Source organism: Paraburkholderia sp. GAS448 (assembly GCF_050435685.1).
Classification (GTDB): domain Bacteria; phylum Pseudomonadota; class Gammaproteobacteria; order Burkholderiales; family Burkholderiaceae; genus Paraburkholderia.
Genome location: NZ_JBNDKT010000034.1, coordinates 55620 through 80050, shown reverse-complemented (window position 1 = coordinate 80050; position 24431 = coordinate 55620). Strand labels below are relative to the sequence as shown.

Sequence of the window (24431 nt, the reverse complement as noted above, 5' to 3'; positions counted from 1 at the left end):
TCTTCCGCGGCCTTTGTATGAGCGGTTTGACCGTGTTGCGATGCTGGCGCACCGACGTTGCCGCAATCGACGGATGCCGGGCCGTAACCGCCCGCGTAGGCAGGAACAGCCAGCGATGCGAAGCCTGCGACTAACAAGGCTGCGATAGATTTTGCTTTCATGACGACTCCAATGGGCCTGGTGAACATACGAATGCACCTGAATCAGGTCGATTGCGGGGCACAATTGCGCATTGCACGGGTTATGCCAATCCTGATCCGCGCACCCTATGAACGATCGTAACCACGTGAAAATAAAGAATATCTGCCTCGATCCATGCAGCTTTGATAAGCAGATTCAGGAGCCACCATGTCTGGCTGTAGCCAACGTTTTTTGAGTCGTTGTCTCCGGTCGTCCAACAGAACAAAGTCTGCGCACCCCGGCGCGACGAACTCGAGATCGCCGGCAATGACCTCGGCGTTGTCTGCGGAAAATCTCGCGCCGCTTCAGGACAGAGTGTTTTCTATTGAGTAACTCAGCCAGGATTCAAAGTCGTTTAACCATGAGCCCGGCACGCCATCAGATGCGGCGGACGGCCTGAGCCCTCACTGCAGAGAACGAAGTCTGGTGTTTGCCGCGAAGGTCTAACTTGATGGACGGACTCAGGGCGTGAAGCCGACCTTCAGACATCCCGAAAGTGGACGCTCAACATTGACGTCATGGGCGCGGCAACATAAGCAAGCCATCGGACAGCGCTATACTTTCGTGCTTTTATTGCCTTCGTCAGGCCCCAAGGATTACACATGAGCGCATTGCCCCCCTGCCCCAAATGCAATTCCGGGTTCACGTACGAAGATGCGGGCGTCTACATCTGCCCGGAGTGTGCGCATGAATGGTCGGCGCAAGCAGCCGTGCCGTCCGAAACGGCTGACAGGGTTTATCGCGATTCAGCGGGAAATGTCTTGCAGAATGGGGATACCGTCACTGTCATCAAGGACTTGAAACTGAAGGGTTCGGCTGGGGTGATCAAGATGGGCACCAAGGTAAAAAATATCCGGCTGGTGGACAGCGACCACGATATCGATTGCAAGATCGATGGCTTTGGTGCCATGAGCCTGAAATCGGAATTCGTCAAGAAGGTGTGACGAGACGCATGGCGCATGATTGGCGACTGTTGGCCGGACGCCGAAGCTGATCGCCTTCCGGGATCCATGCAACCGTCTCAGCACTTGAACGCCCTGAGCAGTTCAACAACGAGCGCGGGATCGATTTCCTTGTGGGTGAGGCCGAATCTGGACATGCAAGCCCGGTGGTCGGCAGTGCCCAAATACGAGCGAAGCTGCTTGTTTACCGCCTTGAGCAAACGGTCGTCGGTTTTGTTAAAGGAGAAAGCTCCCGTCGGAAGACGTTGCTTGCCACCTTCGCCAGTGTCGTGCTCGACTGCCTCTAGCATTGAGTTGCCGATGTGGCCGGCAAGTATGCGATTTCCCGGTACGGGCAATTTGTTGCACTCAAGCTGAGCTTCGGTAGCCGCCTTATCCATAACTGACATACCTGCTCGATTTTTCCTCTCCGATCCCTCCTTCGTCGCCGTCCCGAGTTGCCAGGCTTTGCGCATGTGGCGGCACAGTCAACGCGTCGGCAAAACAGCGCGTCGACACCTTGCAGATCCGGTTTCGACGGTTGCACGCATCGTTCAATGTCCGGCTAGTTTTGGTAGCGACTCACCCCCAGATCGTCAGCGACAATTGCCGGCGTTTTACCCGACATCAAATCCGCCAGCAGTTGTCCGGAACCGCAGGACATGGTCCAGCCGAGCGTCCCGTGACCGGTATTGAGCCACAAGCCCTTGATCGCGGTCGGTCCGACAATCGGCGTGCCGTCCGGGGTCATAGGCCGCAGGCCCGTCCAGAAGCTCGCCCGCGTGACGTCGCCTGCAAGCGGGAACAGGTCGGTGACAACATATTCCAGCGTCTCGCGCCGGGTCCCATGCAGTTCCTTGTCGAAGCCCACCAGATTGGCCATGCCACCCACGCGAATTCGATCCTCGAAACGGGTGACCGCGACTTTGTAGGTTTCGTCGAGGATGGTCGAGACCGGCGCATGCGCAGCATCGGTAATCGGCACGGTGATCGAATAGCCTTTCACCGGGTAGACCGGGATGCTGACGAGGCCACGCAGCAGTGCAGTGGAATAGCTGCCTAGTGCCACGACGCAAGCGTCTGCTGTGATGGTTTCGTTATCGGAACGCACGCCCTGTAGCGTGCCGCCTTCGACCACGAGGCCATCAATGCTGCGATTGAACAGAAATCGCACGCCCTGCGCCTGTGCCATCTCAGCGAGTGTGGTCGTGAAGACATGGCAGTCCCCGGTTTCATCGCCCGGCAAACGCAGGCCCCCCACCAGTTTGTTCTTCGAACCTTCCAGCGCCGGTTCGGCACGCGCGAGTTGATCGCGCGACAGCAACTCATAAGACACGCCCATTTCCTGCAGAACGGCAATGTCCTTGGCGGTGCCGTCCATCTGTTTTTGCGTGCGGAAGACCTGCAGCGTCCCCTGCTGGCGACCCTCGTAGGTAATACCGGTGGTCTCGCGCAGGGCCATGAAGCAATCGCGGCTATATTCGGCCAGGCGCACCATGCGCGCCTTGTTGACGGCATAACGTGCTTTAGTACAGTTGGCCAGCATCTGAGTCAGCCATTGCACCTGAAACAAGGTGCCGTCCGGCAGGAGTGACAGCGGCGGATGCTTCTGCAACAGCCATTTGATGGCCTTGGCCGGTACGCCCGGCCCGGCCCACGGCGATGCATAGCCCGGTGAAATCTGGCCGGCGTTGCCGAAGCTGGTCTCAAGCGCCGCGCCAGGTTGGCGATCAAGCACCGTCACCTCATGACCGGCGCGCGCCAGATACCAGGCGCTCGTGACACCGACCACGCCCGCTCCGAGAATCAAGATTCGCATCAAAGCCTCCACCAGGAATGACTGCCTGTTCTGATTCAGATGCAAATGCAAAGTATGGACAAAGGGGCTATATCGCAGAAATCGTCCCCTTGTTTTCCTGTACCTCCTGTTCCAGGCGACGGCACGGGAACCGGCCGTGGCGTCGGACCCAAAGCGCGATCTGTTGAATAGTATGCGATCTCTGCCCGAGCTATGGATGCCCGGAAACCCGCATATCCATTGTGATGGCTCGTTGCACGAAACAGGTTGCCATCGAGCCTGCCGCCGCACGGGGTGCCGGCCGATATGGAAGCGCGCACCGGTATTTGAACATGCAGCCAATGATGCACCGCACACTGCCGCAATCCACAGCCACCGGGGATCTATCTACCCGCCGTCACCTGGCGCGCACAACGCAAGGGCGTCGAACCCGTCGCCGAAATAAGGCTGCACCTGCCGCCGGCACGACAGCGAAAAAATTTCGGCGACCTGCTTGACATCACGCCGCGAGGTTCTACACTAAACCATATGGTTAAGTTTCAGGAACCCGCACTGGATCGCACCTTCGCCGCGTTGGCCGACCCGACGCGACGCGCGCTCCTTGCACGTCTGTCCGCGCATGCGGATCTGTCCGTCAGCGAACTCGCGCAGCCGTTCGCGATGTCGTTGCCGGCAGTGATGAAGCATCTCGACGTGTTATCGGGTGCCGGTCTGATCACGCGCACCAAGACAGGCCGCACCGTGGCGTGCCGGCTTGCGCCCGGGCCGATGGAGCAAGCAATGGAATGGCTCGCCCGCTATCAGCGCTTCTGGACCGATGCACTCGATCACCTTGCCGCCTTTGTGGAGGAGGAAGCATGCCCGCCCAACCCAGTCTCACGCTCCAGCGCCGAATCAATGCCACGCCCGCGAAAATCTACAGTGCCTGGACGGACCCGTCGCAAATCGTGAAGTGGATGCATCCCGGCAACGCCGACGTGATTCATGTGGAGATGGACGTGCGCGTCGGCGGCCGCTTCCGGATCATCATGCGCGCGCCCGACGGCGAGGAGCACAACGTGAGCGGCACGTTTCGCGAAGTCGTGCGCGACGAAAAGCTCGTCTACACATGGGCCTACCGCAGCACGCCGGAGCGGGAGTCGCTCGTCACGCTGACGCTGCGGCGCGATGGCGAGCTCACGCTGCTTACGCTGAAGCACGAACAGTTCTTCGATGAAGCCGCCCGCGATAACCACGAGACCGGTTGGGGCCAGGCGCTCGACGGACTCGCACGGCAATTCGCCTGATCACAGCAGGAGGACGTACAAATGGAACAGCATCGAATCGTTTCAAGGGAAGAATGGCTCGCTGCGCACAAGGCGCATCTGGCCGAGGAAAAGGCTTTGACGCACGCACGCGACGCGCTCGCGGCGAAGCGCCGCGCGTTACCGTGGGAGAAGGTCGACAAGACCTACACCTTCGATACGCCGCATGGCCGCAAGACGCTGGCTGAACTTTTCAACGGGCGCAGCCAGCTGATCGTCTATCACTTCATGCTAGGGCCGGACTGGGACGAGGGGTGCCCGGGCTGCTCGTTCCTGTCCGATCATATCGACGGTGCGCTGCTGCATGTCGAGCAGCGCGATGTCGCCTATGTCGCTGTGTCGCGCGCACCACTTGCGAAAATCGAAGCGTTCAGGAAACGCATGGGCTGGCATTTCCGCTGGGTGTCGTCGCACGGCAGCGACTTCAACTACGACTATCACGTGTCGTTCACGCCCGAACAGCGGGCCAAAGGCAAGGTGTACTACAACTTCGACATGAACGACGTCGCGGCGCAGGGCTTCGACAGCGACGAACTGCCGGGTGTCAGCGTGTTCTACAAGGACGAGGCGGGCGATGTGTTCCATACGTTCTCCGCATATGGACGCGGCGGCGAGCCGCTCATCGGCGCCTATACCCTGCTCGACCTCACGCCGAAGGGACGCGACGAAGAGCACAACATGATGGACTGGCTGCGTCATCACGATCGTTATGACGAGGTTCGTAGCGATGCAGGTGCAGGTGCCAGCGCGGCTGCGGCCGCGCAGGCGGCGCAGCACGAAGCGGGACGATCTTGCCACTAGTACGTTCGTGACCGGCTCAAGGCTGCCTTGGCCGGTCACCGCGACGACCGTGACACGGCAGGTGTTGTGCCATCGAGAAACCGGCCCCAAACGACGTTCTTTGCGCCCGCACAAGAGGAGCAGGCAAATAATCCGGGGCCTCGGATATTTCCGGGTAGCGTGGCGGCGCCCAGGATGAGAGCGCTGCAAACAGGCATCGGCATTGCGCGCAGACAGCGCCCGCAATGCCTCCAGATCCACAGGAGAAACGCCCGTGATGGACCGCATCATGGCGATGCGGACCTTCGTGCGCATCGTCGACACCAACAGCTTTACCCGCGCCGCGCAGTCGCTCGGAATACCGCGCGCAAATGCGACAACGCTGGTGCAGAGTCTCGAGGCAATGCTCGGCATCCAGCTGCTCGTGCGCACCACGCGCCGGCTCAATCTGACTGCCGAGGGCGCCGCGTATTACGAGCGTTGCGTGCAGATTCTCGCGGATATCGACGACATCGAGGCGAGCCTGCGGCATCCGCACGACCAGCCGCACGGGCGATTGCGTGTCGAGATGCCGGCGGCGGTCGCGAACGCGATCGTGTTTCCGGCGCTCGACGACTTTCACGCGCGCTACGAGCATATCGTGCTCGAGTTCGGTGTCAGCAACCGGCAGGTCGATCTGGTTGGCGAAGCGATCGATTGCTGCATCCTGATTGGAGCATTGCCCGATTCGGGCCTCGCCGCCCGCCGGCTCGGCGCGCTCGAACATGTGACCTGCGCGAGCCCGCTCTATCTCGCGCGGCACGGCATGCCGCTGCGGCTCGACGAGCTGACCGGTCACGTCGCGGTGAACTGCATGTGCGCGCAGACGGGGCGCGCGGCGGACTTCGATTTTCAGGTCGACGGCGACACGATCAATGTGCCGCTCGGAGGCTTCGTGCAGGTCAGCGACGAGCATGCATATCTCGAATGCGGACTGCGCGGGCACGGGCTGATCCAGCCATCGCGGGCGCTCGCGCAACCGTACCTCGACTCGGGTCGGCTGCGCGAAGTCCTGCCGCGCTACAGGCCCGCGGCGATGCCGGTGTCGGTCGCGTATCTGCGTCATCGCGGCGTTCCGCCGCGCGTGCGTGCGTTCGTCGACTGGCTCGCGGAACTGTTCGAGACGGCGCGGCACGTGAGTCATGATCTGTCGCAAGTGCGCTGGATTCTGCGTGGGATCGAGTCGGACGAACCGGCCTGAGTGCGGAGCATTGAACCATCGCGTTGAATGGACACGCTTTAATTTTCACCCAGGTCACTTCTGGTCCGCGGGACGGCCAGCACCGAGCGCATCGAGCAACGGCCGGAGAGCATCAAGTTCCGAGCCGAAGCCTGTCCAGTCTCCCGCCTTCAGCCGCTCGATGGCGCGGTCATAGTGGGCCAGTGCCTCGCGGGCGCGCGCGTCCGCCGTGCCCTGGGCCGGCGATGCCGCTCGCGCGGTCTCCCTGAAGAGCGCCGCGAGGGCTTCGCCCAAGGTTTCCTCCATCACCACCCGGTCACCATAGGCGGCGATCACCCGCTTCAACTCGGGCAACTGGCCGGACGCCGCACGCAAATAGAGCGGGGACACATAGAGGATCGAGTTCTCGATCGGCACAACCACAAGATGACCGCGAATCACGCGTGAGCCCATCTGGTTCCACAGCGAGATCTGCTGCGAGATCTCGGTATTCTGCTGAATGCGTGCTTCGATCTGAAACGGCCCAAAGACCAGCCTGTCCTTCGGGAAGGTGTAGACGATGAGCTTGCCGTACCCCGCAGGATCGCAACGCGCCGCCAGCCAGGCAATCATGTTCTCGCGCTGGCTCGGCACCATCGGCAGCATGAGGACGAATCCGGCGTGCGCGTCCCCGGGCAGTCGCATGATCATGTAGTACGGCGGCATCGTGCTGGCGGCGTTCCCACCATCTATACCGGCCAGTTCCCGGGGGAACTGCCACAGGTCCTCGCGGTTGTAGAAGACTTCCGGCGCATCCATATGGTAGGTGCGATACAGTTTCGCCTGGATCAGGAACAGATCTTCGGGGTAGCGGATATGCTGCCGGAGCGCCTGTGGCATCGCATCCAAAGGCTTGAACAAACCCGGAAAGATGCGCTCGTATGTCCGCAGGATCGGATCGGTGGGATCGCTGACGTAGAAGTCGACCGTGCCGTTGTACGCGTCGACCACAATCTTGACCGCGTTGCGGATGTAATTGGCGCCGTCGGCGAAACCAGGCTGGGCGTAAGGAAACCACTGGCTCGTGGTGTACGCGTCCTGCATCCAGAACAGGCGCCCGTCGCTCGCGACGATATACGGGTCACGGTCGAGGCTAAGGAACGGCGCGATCGTGCGCACGCGCTCCTGAATGTTACGGTGAAGCAGGATCCGGCTTTCGTCCGTGATATAGCCGCTAAGCAGGATGTTGGGATCGTCGAACTCCCAGGCGAAGAGGCTGCGTCGCGCCATGCCGCCGATAGTAACGCCGTCGCGCCCGCTGTAAGTGCTGTAGACGTTGTCCGCCCCTTTGGGATAGTCGAATTCGGGCACGCTGCCCTTCACGATGACGTAGCCCGGATTGCCTCCACCAAAATAGAGGCGCGGTTCGTGGATGGTCGGGCCGCCTTTGGCGACGGGCGGGATATCCTGCAGATAGAAGGAAGGCAAGCCTTCGGCGGATTTCTCGGTGACCGGCGACATCACGACGCCATTACCATGAGTGAAGATGAGATGCAGGTTCACCCAGGTCTGGGCGTTGGGCGGAAGCATTGCCGGCTCCAGTTCCCGCGCCGACAGCATCACCTGCCTGTAACCGGAGTCAAGCCCGTAGCGATCGATGTCTACGGAGAGAAATTTGTAGTAAGTCCGGATCTCCTGCAACTGTGCATAGGTATCCAGCAGCGGCTGCACATCCCACAGGCGGATGTTGTCGATGGTCGCGCGATTGGCTTCAAGCGAGGCGAGAGTCAGCCCCTGCTCGGCCGCAAACGGGCTGACCGCAATCTGCGCGAGGCCGTAAGCCTGTCGCGTCAGCGCGATATTGTGTTCGATATAGGGCGTCTCGAGGCGCAGTTCGCTCGGTTTGACATAGAAGCGCTGAAACAGCGCCGGATAGATCAGCGCGAACACAAACGAACTGCCGAACACGAGCAGCGCAAGGGCGGCAGGCAGTCGATAGCTCCGCGTGCGCATATTGGCCCACATGGCGACGGATGAGGCAGCCGCAAGGCCGACGAGTATCCACAGGACCGGCAATTCGACGTGGACATCGGTATAGCTGGCGCCCACCACGACGCCGTTATCGCCGTAAAGCAGCAGAAAGCGGTCGAGCCAATAAGACCAGGCCTTCAGCACAAAGAACAAACCGAGCAGTGCCGAGCCATGAGTGGCCGCGGCGGGCGAGAGCCTGCGTGGCGGCCGCTCTAGCCCGATGTCGCCGCGCAACCCATAGACCGCAGTTGCCACGATCGCACTGCAGAAGAGCACTCGCAGCAGCCAGTTCTTGAGCGCGACATACACGGGCAGTGAGAAGAGATAGAAACCGATGTCCCTGCCGAAGATCGGATCGCGCTCGCCATAAGGTACCTGCTGAAGGAAGCGAAGCGCGATGTCCCAGTTTGAGATTTCGCTGGCGGCGATAATCAGCCCAAAGATGACAGCGGCGCCGGTGATACTGGAGCGCCAGGGGACGCGCGGCGCCACCAGTTCGGCCAGATCGCCGCTGACTTCCGTCACGACCGACAAACTACGCACTCCCGCTTGCGAGGTATAGACAGCCCTCGCGTAACGATGCGCCAGCAACCCCGACACCCCAATCGCGCCCGCCGAGGCAGCGAACACGGCGACAAACAGCAGCGCCCTGGCGAAAAGGACCGTCCAGAAGACCCCGACATAGCCGATCGAAGAGAACCACAGCCAGTCGACCAGAATGCCTGTGATACGCCCGACGACAATGAGACAGGCGATGGCGGCCGCAGCCGCGATTGCATAACGTCTCAGGCGCACGCCGGACCTCGCTTCCGATCGCATCGCCCCCTCCTTTGCTGGCCCGTCACATACTCTGCTGCGGCCGGATCATTGCGCACCGCTGACCTGCCCGGAGCACGGCCGAACGGTTGTTGACGCAACCCTGATAGCCCACCGACAGGTACTCAACGACCTGCGCGAGGCGAGCCCGGATGAGGCAGGTTCAGGCCAGTTGAATGATTGTAGTCCGGTCAGTCAGAATCGATCGGCGTGCTATCCGACGTTAGATCGCGAATGACTGTGTCCCGAACGCCGCTGGTTGGGCGATGGATCTCAGGCGAGCGACTCATGGTCAAGGGCAGGCTACCGTGCGCAACCAGCCGTTCATGATCGCTCCGCACGGCGCAAACTCACCCGCCAGATACATAACCTTTAGTTTATTGTTATTGTAAAAAACATTAACTATCGCAGATCGTTCTTCCGCCCTACTCTCTAATCGTCCCCTCACACCGCGCCTCGGTCGCCGTAGTCGAACCGCCGACAGCGTAGTCAGGGGAGGTGAGGTCGAAGGGGAGTGTCATGAACACCGCCGAGAAGTCCCTGCACTATCTGGTCGAAAAGTGGCTTGCACCCACTCCACTGGCGCGGATCCGGGTAGTCCAGTTTGGTCGTATGCAAGGAGACAGCCGGCGCTACGTACACGTCGAGGCATCGGCTCCGACCGGCTCGCATGCAATCTTTTTCTTTCGGCACGATGACGGCTGCTGGCGCGTATTTCCGGCCCGGATCGCACGACCGTCGATGACGGGTTATCGGCTCGCCGCCTGATCTGCGTCACGATCCCGGCAAAGCAGCAGACCTGGCCACCCCGATCTCACTCAACCGTCCAACCCTGCTCCTGCCCCGACAGCTCAGAACAAATCCGTCGCCCGGAATCAAACCTGCTCACAAACGCCTCAAAGCCCTCGACAGGCAGCGGCCGGCAGAAGTAATAACCCTGATACGCATAACATCCCGACTCAGCGAGCAGGTTTCGCTGAGCCTCGGTCTCGACGCCCTCGGCGATCACCTCCAGACCGAGACTCTGGCCAAGCGCCACGATCGTTCTGGCGATCACGGCATCGTTCGGATCCACGAGAATGTCACGCACAAACGAGCGATCGATCTTCAACTGATCCAGCGGCAAACGCTTCAGATAGGAAAGCGACGAATATCCGATACCGAAATCGTCCAGTGAGAAGACCACCCCGGTGGCCTTGAGCGCACGCATCTTCCCGGTGATATCGAGCACATTGTCGACGAGCACGCTCTCGGTCAATTCCAGCTTGAGCCTGCTCGGGTTGGCCCCCGTCCGGCTGATGACAGCCAGCACCTTGTCGACAAAATCAGGCTCACGAAACTGGTGAACGCTGACATTGACCGCGATCGTCAGGTGCGCCATTTCCGGCTGGCCCGCCCATCGCGCGAGTTGAAGACAGGCGGTCTCCAGCACCTTGTTTCCAAGCGCGAGGATCAATCCGGTTTCTTCGGCGAGAGGAATGAAGTCGGCAGGCGCTACGAGCCCACGCTCGGGATGCTGCCAACGCACGAGTGCTTCGGCGCCCGTTACGGTATTGCAGGCTGTCACCTGTGCCTGGTAATGCAGCAGAAACTGATTTTCGTCGATCGCCTTGCGCAACCCCGCCTCCAGAGCGGCGCGCTCCACCACCACGGTCTGCATCGCCGGATCGAAGAAGCACATCGCGTTGCGCCCTCTCTCCTTGGACTTGTACATGGCAAGGTCGGCCTGCTTCAGGAGTTCGTCGATGGAAGCCTGATGCCCGCTAAAGACGGTCGCGCCAATACTCGCGGTGCTGCGATATTCGACGCCATCGAGTTGATAGCTCCTGCCGAGCACGGCAAGGATTTTTTCGCTCATCGCTTCAGTCTGGCCGGCCGCTTCCTGCCGGTTTTCGCTCAAGCTCCCCAGCACGACGACGAACTCGTCGCCCCCTACTCGCGCTACCGTGTCACCCTCACGCACGCTCTCCGAGAGCCGGTGCGCCACCTGCTGCAGCAGGAGGTCTCCCTTGTCGTGGCCGAGCGTATCGTTGAGCGTCTTGAAGTTGTCGAGATCGATGAACAGCAGGGCGCCGGAGGCTTCGCTCTGGGCACTGACCGCAATGGCCTGCTTCAGACGATCCGCCAGCAGCGTGCGGTTAGGCAGACGGGTCAAGGCATCGAAAAAGGCCAGCTCCTTGATTCGCTCTTCGGCAATCTTGCGTTCGGTAATGTCGTGATGCGTGCCGACATAGTGCGTCACCGCGCCGTCGCTCCCGGTCACCGCGGCGATGGTGAGCCATTTCGGATAAACCTCGCCATTCTTGCGACGGTCCCAGATTTCGCCCTGCCAGCCGCCCACACGGTGAATCGAATTCCACATCTCACGGAAGAAAGCCGCGTCGTGATAACCCGACTGCAGTATTCGCGGCGTGCGGCCCACCACCTCGTCGGCGGTGTAGCCGGTACATTCGGTGAAGGCCGAATTGACGCGCAGGATCGTGCCGTTCGCATCGGTGACCATCATGCCTTCCAGCGAGTCGAACGCGACTGCGGCGATGCGAAGCTCGGCCTCGACCTGTTTGCGCTCGGTAATGTCACGCCCGCTGGTCCGGATACCCGTGAATACGCCCCTCGCATCGTGGATGGGAACCCATGAGACGGAAAACCAGACGAGCGAGCCATCCTTGCGAACACAACGAAACTCAAGATCGTCGCCACGCAAACCCTGAAGCCCCTTCAGAAGCTCAGGCACGACACGCGGCCGGTCTTCGGCGTGGATCAGCGTGCCGGCGAAGTCGGGCATGGCCATGCACTCGTCCACGGTATAGCCGGTGTACTCCTCCACGGACGGATTGATCCAGCGGGGCTTGCCGTCCAGCCCCCACCAGACCTCCAGATTGACCGTGCAGTCGGCGATCGCGCGGAATTTCTCCTCGCTCTCGCGCAGCTCGCTGGTCATTTTCGAGGCGAGCCGCATGGCACGGCTGCGACCGGTCACCATGACCCAGGCCAGCAGCGCCAGCAACAGACTGAGGCCCGTGCCGGTGCAGGCAATCAGCGTTTCGGCGTTGCGGCCGAAGCGGGTCTTGAAATCGTTGTGGGCAGTCATGGAGAGCATCCAGTTATGCCCGTTCACGACCAGATACTCGCTCGCCGAAACGGTTGAATCCGGGTGCTGTCCTTTGGCGCCGGACGAGTGATACAGGAGCGCCGCCGCCGACGGCTGGACCCCGTCATAGATCGTCAGGGAGAGTCCGGCCGGTTGCTCGCCATAGAGACTTGCGATCACGTCCCGCATGCGGAATGAAGCGGAGACCCAGCCGAGCAGGTGCGCCCGGCGCTGGGCGACGGTGTCCAGCGGCTCGCCTCGCGCATACACCGGCAGGTACATCACGAAACCGGGTTGCGCATCCTCTCCGGTGTCCACAGCCAGTTGAACCTTCCCGGACACGATCGCCATCCCGGCGTCGCGGGACTCCTCCATGGCTTGCCGCCGCACCGGGCTCGCCCAGACGTCGAAGCCGAGCACCGAACGACTCCCGCCCACGTACGGTTCGCGCTGGACGATCGGGGCGTAGTCTTCGCGCAGCCCGTTGGGCCGGATGGTGTAGTGGGTCAAACCCAGCTGGCGCATCGCGGCGACATGGGCGTCCCTGTCGGCCGCGGGCACCCACTGGACGACGGCGAGCCCCTGGATGCCGGAAAAGTTCGCGTCGAGGTTGATCGCGCGAACGTACTCGCGGAATTTGTCGCGATCCAGCGTGCCCGTCGCGACGAACATGGCCTGCACGCCCCGCAGCATCTGCTCGTAGGTCGCCATCCGCTGTTCGATGCGGCTGACGGCGTCGCCCAGCGCGGAGTCGAACTGGGAGAGCACTTCACGCCGTGAGGCCTGCCGTTCGTGATCCCAGACTGTCCACGTCACGCCGAGCCCGGCGGACAGGATCAGTGCAGGCAGCAGGACAAGACGCACCCAGCTCACGGCGGCGTCGGGAAATCGACCATGGAATCGGCCAGGTCGGGTTTGAAATATTTCTCGAAGATCCGCCGCACGGTGCCATCCGCGCGCATCTCATTCACCAGGTCGCGCCACTTCTGCTGCTCCGCGGGCGACAGCGCCTTCTTCGACATGATGAGACCGTGCGGCACCGCGGGGTCGTTGAACTCGACGATCGTGGTGACGTCGCGAATCCTCTTTGCGTCGATCGCCGGGTAGTCGAAGGGTTCAATGATCATGCCCTGGATGCGCTGCAGGATGAGCGCTTCATACAGGGGTTCAAGGCCGCCAGCCTGGCTCACTCGGTTGGCGGCCGCGAGTGTGTCCACCAGCTGGTTAGCCGAGTCGCTATAACGGAAACTGCGGATGACACCAAGCTGAAACTGGTCGTTGTGTTCGAAGTCGGACAGCTGGCGTATGCCGGAATCCTTGCGCACCAGCAGATAGTATTTATTGCTGAAGTACCAGGCGAAGGAGGCGTACCGATTGCGCTCGGCGTTCGCGATACCGGACAGGCTGAAATCGAGCGCGCCGGATTCGATCAGTTTCCAGATGCGCGCGCGCGACATGAGACTCACCCTGACCTCGCAGCCGCTGCGGCGGATCAGTTCGTCGGCGAAGTCCTTGTCGATGCCGGTGTCGGTGTCGAGCGAATAAAGCAGGCCGTGATCGTGCAGCGCGAGCGTAAACGGTCGTGAGCAATCAGGACCGCTCGCGACGGCCGTGCCCAGGCAGCACAGCGTCAGGAGCAAGCCGCCAAGTGCGTGTCGTATCACAGTGTCTCCAGTGCAATAAAAGGTGACTCAACAACGACAGTCTTTTCTATCGACAACCATGTTGACTACACGTCCAGCCATGTGGTCAGTTTGAAGACGGCATTACAAGGCGGACATGTTGCACCGATGCCCGGCTCGCATCTGCGCGCGCAGGAGATCAGAAGTTCCCGCGCGCAAATGCACTAAGCGCTTTTACGGCAGCACCAGGAAGTTCTTGAGGGATATTTGCACCGTTTTCAAAGATTTTTCTCGAGCAAACGAAAGCATGCCGCAACGCGCTGCCGGCCGGATACGATTGTCGGTCACGCGCGCGACAAAGTCATCGGAATCCCGCATTTGTAAGGTAAGGCAGCCGCGTGCGGCTCCTGTCGAAAGGTGCCGTCGGCCTCCGGCTGCGTCCGACGAACGCCTCAACGTGAAAATACCCTGGCTGCCTCAGAACGTCTTCACTTTTGTCTTCGCCTTTTTGCTGATCTTCGTCCCTGCTTTCGTCCCCGCCTTCGCATTCCGGCACGTGGACTCCCTCACGACGAGCGTCGGTGGCGGCCCCAGCACCATGACGGGCGACGCTTCAGCGCTGCCCTTCTGCATCAGCCTGATCAACAACTCGATAGACAGGTCGGCGATCGCAGTCGTGTTGATCGCGACCGTGGTCAGCGCCGGACGAACCTGGTGCGCGAGCTGGATGTCCGTGATGCCGATCACCGACACATCCTCGGGTACGCGCCGGCCCAACGTCGTCAGCGCCTGGATCGCGCCAATCGCAAGCAGGTCGTTGGTTGCAAAGATGGCCGTCAGGCCGGGGGCGTTCGCCAGCAATTGCATGCATGCCGCATAACCGGCGTCGATCGTATCGCGGATCTCCAGTACGGCCGCGTTGTCCGGCTCGATGCCCGCAGCCCGGATGACTTCGCGAAACCCCATCGCCCGGGCGTCCTGCAAACCGCCGCAGCCATCGCCGACCAGCATGCCGATGTCGCGATGCCCGAGTTCCAGCAGATGCTCCGCCGCAAGCGCGCCCGCATGAGCGAAGTCGACGGCGACACAGGGCATGGCCGGCGGTGCCTCGGGGTGTTCCCACAGGCTGAGCACGATCGGCGCGCCGACCGCAGCCGATTCGCATAACTCATTGATCGCGATGTCGGTGTTCAGCACGAGCACGCCTTCGGCGAGCGTACCGGCGATCTGCGTGAGATACGCACGGCCGATCTCGGCGTCGTCGTCGGTGTTGCAGACCATCAGGAAATAGCCCTCGCGGCGCGCTGCCCTTTCGGCCGCGAGTACGAACTCCGGATAGAACGGGTTCGCGATATTCGAGAGCATCAACGCAAGCGTCGACGACCGCCCTTCGGCAAGCGCCCGGGCGTTCAGGTTCGGCCGGTAGCCCAGTTCGCGGATCGCGCTCAGCACGCGCTCCGCAGTTTCCGGACGAACCTTCTCACGGTTGCGCAGCACGTTCGATACGGTCGCCGCCGTGACTTTCGCACGGCGCGCCACCTCGCTCAGCGTCACCATGACGACCGCATCCGGGAAAACGCGCAGTTCGGTTTGACACAACATCCCACATTCAGGGAAGTACAACCAGATGTTGCGTAGCCGAGGGAGGCTTTGCTAAGTTTCATGACAAATATCCAGGAGACAAGCATCGTGACTTCAAATCGTGCTCTCGAATTTAAGCGCTTAAATCCCCGCCGCGCAAGCCTTCCGGCATTTTTTTTCAGTCAGATTTAAGCGCTTAAATCGAGGAGCGGAACGATGTCTGCAATCAGTCTCACGCATGTTCAGAAATCCTACGGCAATCACTCGCCGGTGATCCGGCAACTGAATCTGGAGATCGCCGAACACGAGTTCTGCGTTTTCCTCGGACCGTCGGGCTGCGGGAAATCCACGCTGCTGCGGATCATCGCCGGCCTCGAAGATCTGAGCGAAGGCGAACTGCATATCGGCGGCCAGTTGATGAATGGCGTCCCCTCGGCGGAGCGCGGGGTGGCGATGGTGTTCCAGAGCTACGCGCTCTTTCCGCACATGACCGTTTTCGAGAACGTGGCCTTCGGGTTGCGCCTCGCCAAAACGCCCAAAGACGTGATCGATCGCAAGGTGCGCGACGCCGCGCGCACCTTGCAGCTCGACGCCCTGCTCGATCGTCATCCGAAAGCGCTCTCGGGCGGACAGCGCCAACGCGTGGCGATCGGCCGCGCAATCGTGCGCGAGCCCGGCGTGTTTCTGTTCGACGAGCCGCTATCCAATCTCGACGCTGCGCTGCGTGGCCAGACGCGCATCGAAATCGCGCGGCTGCATCAGCGTTTCCCGCAGGCGAGCGTCGTCTATGTGACGCACGACCAGGTCGAAGCCATGACGCTCGCCGACCGGATCGTCCTGCTGCACGCGGGCGCCGATACGCAGCGCTTCGGCAGCATCGCGCAGGTCGGCGCGCCGCTCGAGCTATATCATCGTCCGCGTTCACGCTTTGTCGCCGGTTTCATTGGCTCGCCGCGGATGAATTTCATCGACGCAACGGTCGACGCGATCCAGTCGGGCCGCGTCATCGTCAAGCTCCTGCAAAGCGAGGAAACGCTTGCAGTCAACGTCGACGGCATACGTCTTGTGCGCGGCCAGCCAGTGACACTCGGAATTCGTCCGGAACACGTGCGCACCGGCGGCGAAGGCCAGGCGATCCGTGGTGTCGCCACACTGACCGAACAGCTTGGTGAACACAGCTACATTCACGTGGACTACGCAGGCGGCGCCCTGGTTGCCAAGGCACCCGGCGACGCGGCGGCGCGGTCTGGCGAACGCATCACGCTGCGCATTCCCGCCGATGCCTGTCATCTGTTCGACGCCGACGGCATCGCGCTGGAACGCACCGTGACCGAACCGGCACTGCCGGAGCGGGCCGCAGGGTACGAGAAGGTTGCATGAAAGGACGCCAGCCGCAGAGCTGGCAGGATCACCCGTCCGCAGCACGCGGCCGGCACACAACGTAGTCAAAGGAGACAGCAAGTGAACTCAAGCCGCATTAGCCGCCTTACACACTGCCGGCCTGTCCGTACCGTGGCCCGCGTATCCGCCGCCGTCGCGGTAGTCGCCGCCCTGCTGTCGGGAGTGAGCGCCGAAGCCGGGCAGTTGAACATCAACGTGTCCGCGCGCGGTAACCAGCGCTCGACGTGGCAGGACGCCTTCGACAAGTTCAAGAAGGCCAACCCCGACGTCGACCTGAAAGTGACCTACATCACCGAGGAAGCGTACAAGGTGCAGATGGGCGGCTGGCTCGCGACCGATCCGCCTGACATCGTCTCCTGGCACGATGGTGAGCGCATGGCGTACTACGCACAACGTGGCCTGCTGGAAGATCTGTCGTCCGACTGGAACAAGGACGGCTGGAACCAGCAATACGCGTCGGTGAAGGAAGCGTCGACGTACAAGGGCAAGCAGTATGCGGCGCCGCTTGGCTATGACGCGTACGGCTTCTTCTATCGCAAGGACCTGTTCGAGAAGGCCGGCATCAAGGGCGAGCCGAAGACGTGGGACGAGTTCCTCGACGCCGCGAAGAAGCTGAAGGCCAGCGGCGTCGCACCGATCGCGGTCGCCGCGCGCGACAGCTGGACGCTCGCCGCATGGTTCGACTACCTCGATCTGCGCATCAACGGCAACGCCTTTCACCAGAAGCTGATGGCGGGCGAAATCCCGTACACGGATCCGCGCGTGAAGAAGGTCTACACGGCGTGGAAGACGCTGATGGACGACCACTACTACATCGACAACGCCCTCTCCTACGATCTCGACTCGATTGCACCGTTCCTCGTGAACGGCAAGGCCGCGATGATGCTCATGGGCACGTTCTTCTCGGCGAGCATTCCGGAATCGATCAAGCCGCAAATCGGCTTCTTCCGCTTCCCGGTCGTCGACGCCAACGTGCCGACTGCCGAAGACGGTCCGGTGAACGTGTTGCTGATCCCGGCAAAGGCGAAAAACAAGGCCGACGCGCGGCGCCTGCTCGCCTTCATGGAGTCGCCTGAAATCAACGCGGATCTCGCCCGCGGCTGGGGCCAGCTGCCGTCGAACAGCAAGGCGGAGGAACCCGACGATCCAATCTCGAAGGTCGGCTTCCAGACGCTTGCCAATACCACCGGCGGTATCGCGCAGTTCTACGATCGCGACATGACGAAAGAAATGGCCGACGAAGGCATGAAGGCGATGCAGCAGTTCTATAGCGATCCGTCGCAACTCGACGCCCTGCTCGATCGACTCGAAGCGACGCGCAAGCGCATCTACAAGAAGTAACGTCACCGTCCTCCCGGAGCAGGCAGCATGGACTGCCTGCTCCGGGGAGGTGCTTCAGCGCGGACTTTACGAGGTCATTCGAATGTCCACTTCAGCAGCCCGCAGTCTGCCGGCCGCTCGGGGCCGGCGTACGCCGAAAACCCGGCGCAGGCAGCATCGTGCGGCATTTTTCTTCCTGTTGCCCGCGTGCGCGCTCTTCAGCCTGTGCGTGATCTATCCGATCATCAGCAGCATCACGCTCAGTTTCTATAACTGGGATGGCATGACGCCGAAGAGCTTCGTCGGCTTCGCGAACTACATCGAACTGTTTCATGCGGATGTCTTCTATGTCGCATTGAAGAACAACCTGATCTGGCTCGCCCTCTTCCTGCTCGCGCCGCCGCTCGGCCTTGTGTTCGCGTTGTATCTGAACCAGCAGATCAAGGGTATGCGCCTCGTGAAGTCGCTGTTCTTCGCGCCGTTCGTGCTGTCGGGTGTCGTCGTCGGGCTGGTGTTCAGCTGGTTCTACGATCCGACGTTCGGGCTGCTGCGGCTCATCGTCGGGCATGGCATTCCCGTGCTGGGCGATCCGCATACGGTCACCTTCGGCATCGTCTTCGCCGCACTGTGGCCACAGGCGCCTTACTGCATGGTGCTGTATCTGACCGGGCTCACTGCCATCAATCCGGAAGTCGTCGAAGCCGCGCGCATGGAAGGCGCGAAAGGTGTGCGGCTTCTCTGGCACGTCATCCTGCCGCAACTGCGGCCCGCCACCTTCATGGCCGTCGTGCTGACCGTGATCGGCGCGCTGCGCAGCTTCGACCTGATCGCGGTCATGAGCGGAGGCGGTCCGTTCGACAGCTCGACGGTGCTCGCCTATTACATGTACGACCAGGCCATCAAGTATTACCGCGAAGGCTATTCGGCGTCGATTGCGGTCGTGCTGTTCGCCATCATGCTCGTCTACATCGTGTTCCACCTGCGCCGCATGTTGCGTGAAGAACGCTGATCTACAGAGGACTTTCGTCATGTATCCGCTTCCCGTCGAACGCTGGAAACCATTCAGTCGCGCGCTGTACAAGGCGTCGTTGCCGCTCGCGCTGATTGTGTGGCTGCTGCCGATGCTCGCCGTGCTGGTGACGTCGATACGCTCGTCCGACGAGCTTTCGCAAGGCGACTACTGGACCTGGCCCAAACACTTTGCGCTGTGGGAGAACTACAGCGCGGCGCTCACGCAGACGCCGATGCTCCACTACTTCGCCAACAGCGTGCTGATCACGGTGCCTTCCGTGATCGGCGCGATCGTGCTGGCGTCGATGGCGGGTTTCGCACTCGCGACCTATCGCTTTCGCGGCAACACCGCCGTGCTGTTCGCATTTGTCGCCGGAAACTTCGTGCCCGTGCAGATCCTGATGATTCCCGTGCGCGACATGGCGCTGAAAGTCGGCATCTACAACACCGTATGGGTGCTGGTGATCTTTCACGTGTCGTTTCAGACCGGCTTCTGCACGCTGTTCCTGCGCAACTTCATCAAGCAGTTGCCGTACGAATTGATCGAGGCCGCGCGCGTGGAAGGCGCAAGCGAATGGACGGTCTACGCGCGCATCGTGCTGCCGCTCATCCGTCCGGCGCTGGCCGCGCTGGGCATCCTCGTCTTCACCTTCGTGTGGAACGACTACTTCTGGGCGCTGTGTCTCACGCAGGGCGACGATGCCGCGCCGATCACGGTCGGTGTCGCCGCCCTCAAGGGTCAGTGGACGACGGCATGGAACCTCGTCGCTGCCGGTTCGGTACTCGCCGCCCTGCCTTCCGTGCTGATGTTCTTTGCGATGCAGAAGCACTTCGTCGCCGGTCTGACCTTCGGTGCCAGCAAGGGCTGATCGCCCATTCAACAAGAGAGAATCCCGATGCAGCTAGGTGTTTGCTACTACCCCGAACAGTGGCCCCAGTCGATGTGGGCCGACGATGCACGACGGATGGTCGAACTGGGCATCACGCACGTGCGCATTGCGGAGTTTGCGTGGAGCCGGATGGAGCCGAAGGCCGGCGAGTACACCTGGGAATGGCTCGACCAGGCCGTCGACACGCTCGCGTCCGCCGGACTCAGGATCATCCTCGGCACGCCCACCGCGTCGCCGCCCAAATGGCTGGTCGACGCCTGGCCGGAGATCCTGCCCGTGCGCGCCGACGGCACACGCTGGAATTTCGGCTCGCGCCGCCACTACGATGTATCGAGCGGGCGCTATCGCCGGGAATGCCTGCGCATCGTCACCGCGATGGCCGAACGTTACGGACGGCACCCCGCGGTGATCGCGTGGCAAACCGATAACGAACTGGGCTGTCACGACACCGTGCCGAGTTATTCGGACGCTGCGCGCACGCGCTTTCGCGCGTGGCTCGCGCGCCGCCATGAAACGGTCGGCGCGCTGAACCGCGCGTGGGGCAATGTGTTCTGGAGCATGGAGTATGCGTCGTTCGACGCCATCGAACTGCCGAACCTCACGCCGACTGACGCGAACCCGAGCCATCTGCTCGACTTCCGCCGTTTCATGTCGGATGAGGTCGCGCAGTTCCATCGCGAGCAGGCCGAGGTGCTGCGGCGCTTTGCGCCCGAAGCGGATGTCCTGCACAACTTCATGGGCTTCTTCACGACCTTCGACCATTACCGCTTCGTTGAAGACAACAGCGTCGACGTCGCCGCATGGGACAGCTATCCGCTCGCCCGCACCGAGGTGATCGCCTTACCGGAGGAAGACAAGGCCCGCTATGCACGTACCGGCCACCCGGATGTATCCGCATTCGATCACGACCGTTACCGCGCGATCGGCGCCGGGCGCTTCTGGGTGATGGAGCAGGAGGCCGGGCCGGTGAACTGGGCGCCGTGGAATCCGGTGCCCGCGCCCGGCATGGTCCGCCTGTGGGCCTACGAGGCGTTTGCACATGGTGCGGAGCTGGTGTCGTATTTCCGCTGGCGTCAATGTCCGTATGCGCAGGAACAGATGCATTCGGGCCTCAACCTGCCGAATAACGCGCTTTCGCCCGGAGGCCGTGAAGTCGCGCTTGCCGCCAAGGAAATTGCGGACTCTTCAGTGCTCTCCGGTCTCGCTCCCGTCTCGCGCGCTGAAGTGGCGCTGGTGTTCGACTATGAGACGCAATGGATGTTCGAGATCCAGCGTCATGGCAAGACCTTCGACTATCAGACGCTCGCGTTTGAGTACTATCAGGCGCTGCGCGAGATGTCGCTCGATGTGGACATCGTCTCGCCTCAGGCGGACTTCTCGTCATACAGACTCGTGGTCGTGCCAAGTCTTGCCGTGATCACCGACGAACTCGTGCAGGCGATCAGGCGATCATCCGCGCAATGGGTGTTCGGGCCGCGCAGTGGGTCCAAAACCGCGGAGTTCGCGATTCCGGCCGAGCTGCCACCCGGCCTGCTGCAAGCTGCGCTGCCCGTCCAGGTGCTGGAAGTCGAATCGCTGCGCCCGACCCTGCAGCCTGCCACGTCGATTGGCGGCGCTGCTGGAATCGCAGTGCACTGGCGCGAGCATCTGCAGCCTGGCGCTGAAGCCGAAGTGCTGGCGAGCTTCGACGACGGCTGGCCCGCCGTCGTCGCCCACGGCCGGATGCGCTATGCGGGCGCCTGGTTCGACCGTGCGCTGCATCGTGCGCTGCTCGAAGGCGCCGCGCGCGACGCCGGCATCGAAGTCGCGACGCTTCCCGACGGCATTCGTCTGCGCCGCCGCGGCAATGTGACCTTCGCCTTCAACTTCGGGCCGGGTATCGCAAGCGCACCGGCGCCGGCCAACGCGCGCTTCGTGCTCGGCGGCCGAGAGCTTCGCACAGCCGACGTCTGCGCGTGGGAAAACCCGTGACGAACCGCGTCGAACGCATGGCCGCGCCGGACACGGCCATGCTGGGTAGCAGTGCGGCCACGGCCCGGATAGGCACGGCCACGCTGCTGACCGTCGACGCCAGCCAGCCAGCCCAGGCACCCCGCAGCGGCACGCTGCGCATGGGTACCGATACGAATCCAGACGGCGGCACGATCGGCATCAACAGCCGCTATCTGACACGCGACGGCAAACCCTGGCTACCCGTCATGGGCGAGTTCCACTACTCGCGCGTGCCCGAAGCACAATGGGACGACGAACTGGCGAAGGTCAAGTCCGCAGGCATCGAGATCCTCGCTACGTACATCATCTGGAGCCATCACGAGGCCCAGGCTGGCCATTTCGACTGGAGCGGACGCCGCGACCTGAAACGCTTTGTCGAGACCTGCGCGCAACGGGGCCTGCTGGTGTTCGTGCGCATCGGCCCGTGGGTGCATGCCGAGGTGCGCTATGGCGGCATCCCTGAATGGATCGTGAACCAGATGCCCACCCGCTCTGACGATCCCATGTACCTCGCACACGTCGAGCGGTTCTATCGGCAGATCGCCGCGCAGCTCGAAGGTAACCTCTGGAAAGACGGTGGTCCGGTAATCGGCGTGCAACTCGAAAACGAGTACAACCTCACGGGCCCGAACCAGGGTGCCGCGCATATCGCGACCCTGAAGCATCTCGCCGTCGACGCCGGCCTCGATACGCCGCTCTATACGGTGACCGGCTGGGACAACGCGGTATTCCCACACCGGGAAGTCACGCCGGTATTCGGCGGATATCCGGATCTGCCGTGGGCAACGACGAGCATCGCATCGCCGCCAAACGAAGTCTATGCGTTCCGCTTTACAAGCCGCGTCGGCGGCGACCTCGGCGCGCAGACCAAAGGCGGGGCGGCCGGCGACGCCGACGCTGTCGCCCTTGAAACGCCGTTCCTCGGCGCGGAATATGGCGGCGGAGTGCCGACGATGTACCGGCGTCGCCCGGTCATCGACCCCGACGACATCGGCGCGATGTTGCCGGTTCAGCTCGGCTCCGGTGTGAACCTGTACGGCTATTACATGTTCCATGGCGGACGCAATCCGCCTCACCCGCTGCACGGACAGGAATCGACGGCCACGGGCGGCTGGAACGACCTGCCTGTCATCAACTACGACTTCCAGGCGCCGCTCGGATCGAATGGCGAGGTGCATCCGGTGCTGGGCAAGATTCGTCCGATGCATCTGTTCCTGCACGAATGGGGCACGGCGCTGGCGACGTACGCGGTCTGTCAGCCCGATCTCACACCACGGTCCGCCGACGATCCCGACACGCCGAGGTTCTCGGTCCGCGCGAATGGCGAACGGGGTTTTCTGTTCTTCAATAACCACGTGCGCCAGCATCCGCTGCCCGTTCGGCATGGCGTGCGCTTTGCCGTAAAACTGCGGGACCGAACGGTGACGTTGCCTGCAGAACCGGTCGATATTCCGTCGGGGGCGTATTTCGTGTGGCCGGTCGCGTTGCCTCTGCACGATGCGCAATTGCGCTACGCGAGCGCGCAACCGATGACGCGGCTCACCACGCTCGAGGGCGACACCTGGGTGTTTCGTGCTGTCGATGGCATTACGTCGGAGTTCGCGTTCGAGACGCACAGCGTAAGAAGCATCACCTCGGACAGCTGCCAGAATGTGCCGGTACGCGTGGTGGACGACGCGCTGCTCGTGAACCTCAGCCCTGGCGACGCGATTTCCGTGACGACAGCCAGCGGCCGCCGGTTCATGGTCGCCCTGCTGTCGCAGCGCGACGCCGAACGTGCGACGGTCGTGCCGATCGAAGGCGCGCGCCGCCTCGTCATCACCGACGCCACCGTGTTCGAATCGCACGGACAACTGGTGCTGCGCTCGGTCGGTGATTCGACGTTCGCCTTCGGCGTCTATCCGCCGCTCGACGCGAAGCCGCCATCGACCTTGCCGCTTGACGCACAGCCCGATGCGGGCATTTTCCAGATGTACACGGCCCATGCGAATCCGCATTCCGGCACGGTCGCTGTGAGTCAGATACGCGGTGCAGCGGAAGTACCGCCGATCGCCCACGGTGGCCCGGCGAACGCGAGCGTCGAACCTGTGCCCGAAACGTACGGCAAATCCGCCGCGTGGCGCATCACCTTGCCTGCCGATGCGACCAAGGGGCTCAGCAACGCGTATCTGTCGATCCGCTACACGGGCGATGTCGGACGGCTTTTCTGCGGCGCGGATCTGGTCGACGACGATTTCTACACTGGCCTGTCGTGGAATATCGGGCTGCGCAATGTGCCGATCGATCCGGCTGTGCCGCTTACGCTCACCGTGCTGCCATTGCGGGCGGACGCACCGGTCTACCTCGACGAACGCTTCGACCCGCGTCAAAAAACAAAGGATCAGGTGGCAACGCTGGACAGCGTAATGCTCATCCCGGAGTACGAGATGCGGATCGGCCGCCCGGGTTGAGGAAACAGGAGGGATTCCACGCACA

General features: G+C 62.1%; 18 protein-coding genes. 12 read left to right on the top strand and 6 right to left on the bottom strand.

All coding sequences use genetic code 11. The features are described 5' to 3' along the window. Positions 1–782 precede the first annotated feature (782 nt). Positions 783–1124, top strand: coding sequence for a zinc ribbon domain-containing protein YjdM (locus P3T23_RS37655; protein ID WP_429321132.1), 342 nt, complete (start codon positions 783–785; stop codon positions 1122–1124). Positions 1125–1201: 77 nt separating this feature from the next. Here the strand turns inward: P3T23_RS37655 and P3T23_RS37650 are convergent, their stop codons facing one another. Together P3T23_RS37650 and P3T23_RS37645 are read right to left on the bottom strand one after the other, a co-directional pair. Further along, positions 1202–1531, bottom strand: coding sequence for a hypothetical protein (locus P3T23_RS37650; protein ID WP_429321131.1), 330 nt, complete (start codon positions 1529–1531; stop codon positions 1202–1204). A gap of 155 nt (positions 1532–1686) precedes the next feature. Beyond that, positions 1687–2940 (bottom strand): D-amino acid dehydrogenase, encoded by a 1254-nt coding sequence (locus P3T23_RS37645; RefSeq protein WP_429321130.1) that lies wholly within the window; start codon positions 2938–2940, stop codon positions 1687–1689. Between the two features lie 507 nt (positions 2941–3447). Between P3T23_RS37645 and P3T23_RS37640 the strand changes: the two genes are divergently transcribed. The 4 genes from P3T23_RS37640 (at position 3448) to P3T23_RS37625 (ending at position 6243) form a co-directional block, all read left to right on the top strand. Continuing rightward, positions 3448–3870, top strand: coding sequence for an ArsR/SmtB family transcription factor (locus tag P3T23_RS37640; RefSeq protein ID WP_429321129.1), 423 nt, complete (start codon positions 3448–3450; stop codon positions 3868–3870). Next, positions 3777–4205, top strand: a complete 429-nt coding sequence (locus tag P3T23_RS37635; protein ID WP_429321128.1) for an SRPBCC family protein — start codon at positions 3777–3779, stop codon at positions 4203–4205. Before P3T23_RS37640 ends, P3T23_RS37635 begins: the two co-directional genes overlap by 94 nt. A gap of 21 nt (positions 4206–4226) precedes the next feature. Then, positions 4227–5024 carry a DUF899 domain-containing protein gene (locus tag P3T23_RS37630; protein WP_429321127.1) on the top strand — a complete coding sequence of 266 codons (798 nt, stop codon included), beginning with the start codon at positions 4227–4229 and terminating at the stop codon, positions 5022–5024. A gap of 253 nt (positions 5025–5277) precedes the next feature. After that, entirely contained in the window at positions 5278–6243 is a 966-nt protein-coding gene (locus P3T23_RS37625) for a LysR family transcriptional regulator (protein ID WP_429321126.1), read from the top strand. Positions 6244–6297: 54 nt separating this feature from the next. Here P3T23_RS37625 and P3T23_RS37620 read toward each other — a convergent pair whose 3' ends face one another. Next, positions 6298–9051: a UPF0182 family protein gene (locus tag P3T23_RS37620; protein WP_429321125.1), complete on the bottom strand. Its 2754-nt coding sequence runs from the start codon at positions 9049–9051 to the stop codon at positions 6298–6300. 516 nt (positions 9052–9567) lie between these two features. Between P3T23_RS37620 and P3T23_RS37615 the strand changes: the two genes are divergently transcribed. Further along, positions 9568–9816, top strand: coding sequence for a hypothetical protein (locus P3T23_RS37615; protein WP_429321124.1), 249 nt, complete (start codon positions 9568–9570; stop codon positions 9814–9816). A gap of 46 nt (positions 9817–9862) precedes the next feature. Here the strand turns inward: P3T23_RS37615 and P3T23_RS37610 are convergent, their stop codons facing one another. The 3 genes from P3T23_RS37610 to P3T23_RS37600 all read right to left on the bottom strand — a co-directional run bounded on the left by P3T23_RS37610 (position 9863) and on the right by P3T23_RS37600 (position 15318). Further along, on the bottom strand, positions 9863–13012 hold the full coding sequence (locus tag P3T23_RS37610; RefSeq protein ID WP_429321123.1) for a bifunctional diguanylate cyclase/phosphodiesterase: 3150 nt from the start codon (positions 13010–13012) through the stop codon (positions 9863–9865). Beyond that, positions 13009–13803, bottom strand: a complete 795-nt coding sequence (locus tag P3T23_RS37605) for a substrate-binding periplasmic protein (protein ID WP_429321122.1) — start codon at positions 13801–13803, stop codon at positions 13009–13011. The genes P3T23_RS37610 and P3T23_RS37605 overlap by 4 nt, the downstream gene beginning before the upstream one ends. A 435-nt stretch (positions 13804–14238) precedes the next feature. Next, entirely contained in the window at positions 14239–15318 is a 1080-nt protein-coding gene (locus tag P3T23_RS37600) for a LacI family DNA-binding transcriptional regulator (protein ID WP_429321144.1), read from the bottom strand. Between the two features lie 240 nt (positions 15319–15558). Here P3T23_RS37600 and P3T23_RS37595 point away from each other — a divergent pair, with 240 nt between their 5' ends. From P3T23_RS37595 to P3T23_RS37570, 6 genes are all read left to right on the top strand, one after another. Continuing rightward, the gene (locus P3T23_RS37595; protein WP_429321121.1) at positions 15559–16722 is read left to right on the top strand and encodes an ABC transporter ATP-binding protein; all 1164 of its coding nucleotides are present in this window, start codon (positions 15559–15561) and stop codon (positions 16720–16722) included. A 132-nt stretch (positions 16723–16854) separates the two neighbouring features. Next, complete coding sequence (locus tag P3T23_RS37590; RefSeq protein ID WP_429321143.1) at positions 16855–18084, top strand: ABC transporter substrate-binding protein; 1230 nt, start codon at positions 16855–16857, stop codon at positions 18082–18084. Positions 18085–18166: 82 nt separating this feature from the next. Continuing rightward, a complete protein-coding gene (locus tag P3T23_RS37585; RefSeq protein WP_429321120.1) occupies positions 18167–19072 on the top strand; it encodes a carbohydrate ABC transporter permease in 906 nt (301 codons plus the stop codon). A 19-nt stretch (positions 19073–19091) separates the two neighbouring features. Next, positions 19092–19943, top strand: coding sequence for a carbohydrate ABC transporter permease (locus P3T23_RS37580; protein WP_429321119.1), 852 nt, complete (start codon positions 19092–19094; stop codon positions 19941–19943). Between the two features lie 27 nt (positions 19944–19970). Then, positions 19971–21935, top strand: coding sequence for a beta-galactosidase (locus tag P3T23_RS37575; RefSeq protein WP_429321118.1), 1965 nt, complete (start codon positions 19971–19973; stop codon positions 21933–21935). Beyond that, positions 21932–24406, top strand: a complete 2475-nt coding sequence (locus P3T23_RS37570) for a beta-galactosidase (RefSeq protein ID WP_429321117.1) — start codon at positions 21932–21934, stop codon at positions 24404–24406. The genes P3T23_RS37575 and P3T23_RS37570 overlap by 4 nt, the downstream gene beginning before the upstream one ends. Positions 24407–24431 lie beyond the last annotated feature (25 nt).

Excerpts from the sequence above, each read along its gene's own strand:
- P3T23_RS37655 (WP_429321132.1), top strand. The coding sequence starts at position 783 with ATGAGCGCATTGCCCCCCTGCCCCAAATGCAATTCCGGGTTCACGTAC.
- P3T23_RS37650 (WP_429321131.1), bottom strand. The coding sequence starts at position 1,531 with ATGTCAGTTATGGATAAGGCGGCTACCGAAGCTCAGCTTGAGTGCAAC.
- P3T23_RS37645 (WP_429321130.1), bottom strand. The coding sequence starts at position 2,940 with ATGCGAATCTTGATTCTCGGAGCGGGCGTGGTCGGTGTCACGAGCGCC.
- P3T23_RS37640 (WP_429321129.1), top strand. The coding sequence starts at position 3,448 with ATGGTTAAGTTTCAGGAACCCGCACTGGATCGCACCTTCGCCGCGTTG.
- P3T23_RS37635 (WP_429321128.1), top strand. The coding sequence starts at position 3,777 with ATGCCCGCCCAACCCAGTCTCACGCTCCAGCGCCGAATCAATGCCACG.
- P3T23_RS37630 (WP_429321127.1), top strand. The coding sequence starts at position 4,227 with ATGGAACAGCATCGAATCGTTTCAAGGGAAGAATGGCTCGCTGCGCAC.
- P3T23_RS37620 (WP_429321125.1), bottom strand. The coding sequence starts at position 9,051 with ATGCGATCGGAAGCGAGGTCCGGCGTGCGCCTGAGACGTTATGCAATC.
- P3T23_RS37615 (WP_429321124.1), top strand. The coding sequence starts at position 9,568 with ATGAACACCGCCGAGAAGTCCCTGCACTATCTGGTCGAAAAGTGGCTT.
- P3T23_RS37600 (WP_429321144.1), bottom strand. The coding sequence starts at position 15,318 with ATGGTGACGCTGAGCGAGGTGGCGCGCCGTGCGAAAGTCACGGCGGCG.
- P3T23_RS37595 (WP_429321121.1), top strand. The coding sequence starts at position 15,559 with ATGTCTGCAATCAGTCTCACGCATGTTCAGAAATCCTACGGCAATCAC.
- P3T23_RS37585 (WP_429321120.1), top strand. The coding sequence starts at position 18,167 with ATGTCCACTTCAGCAGCCCGCAGTCTGCCGGCCGCTCGGGGCCGGCGT.
- P3T23_RS37580 (WP_429321119.1), top strand. The coding sequence starts at position 19,092 with ATGTATCCGCTTCCCGTCGAACGCTGGAAACCATTCAGTCGCGCGCTG.
- P3T23_RS37575 (WP_429321118.1), top strand. The coding sequence starts at position 19,971 with ATGCAGCTAGGTGTTTGCTACTACCCCGAACAGTGGCCCCAGTCGATG.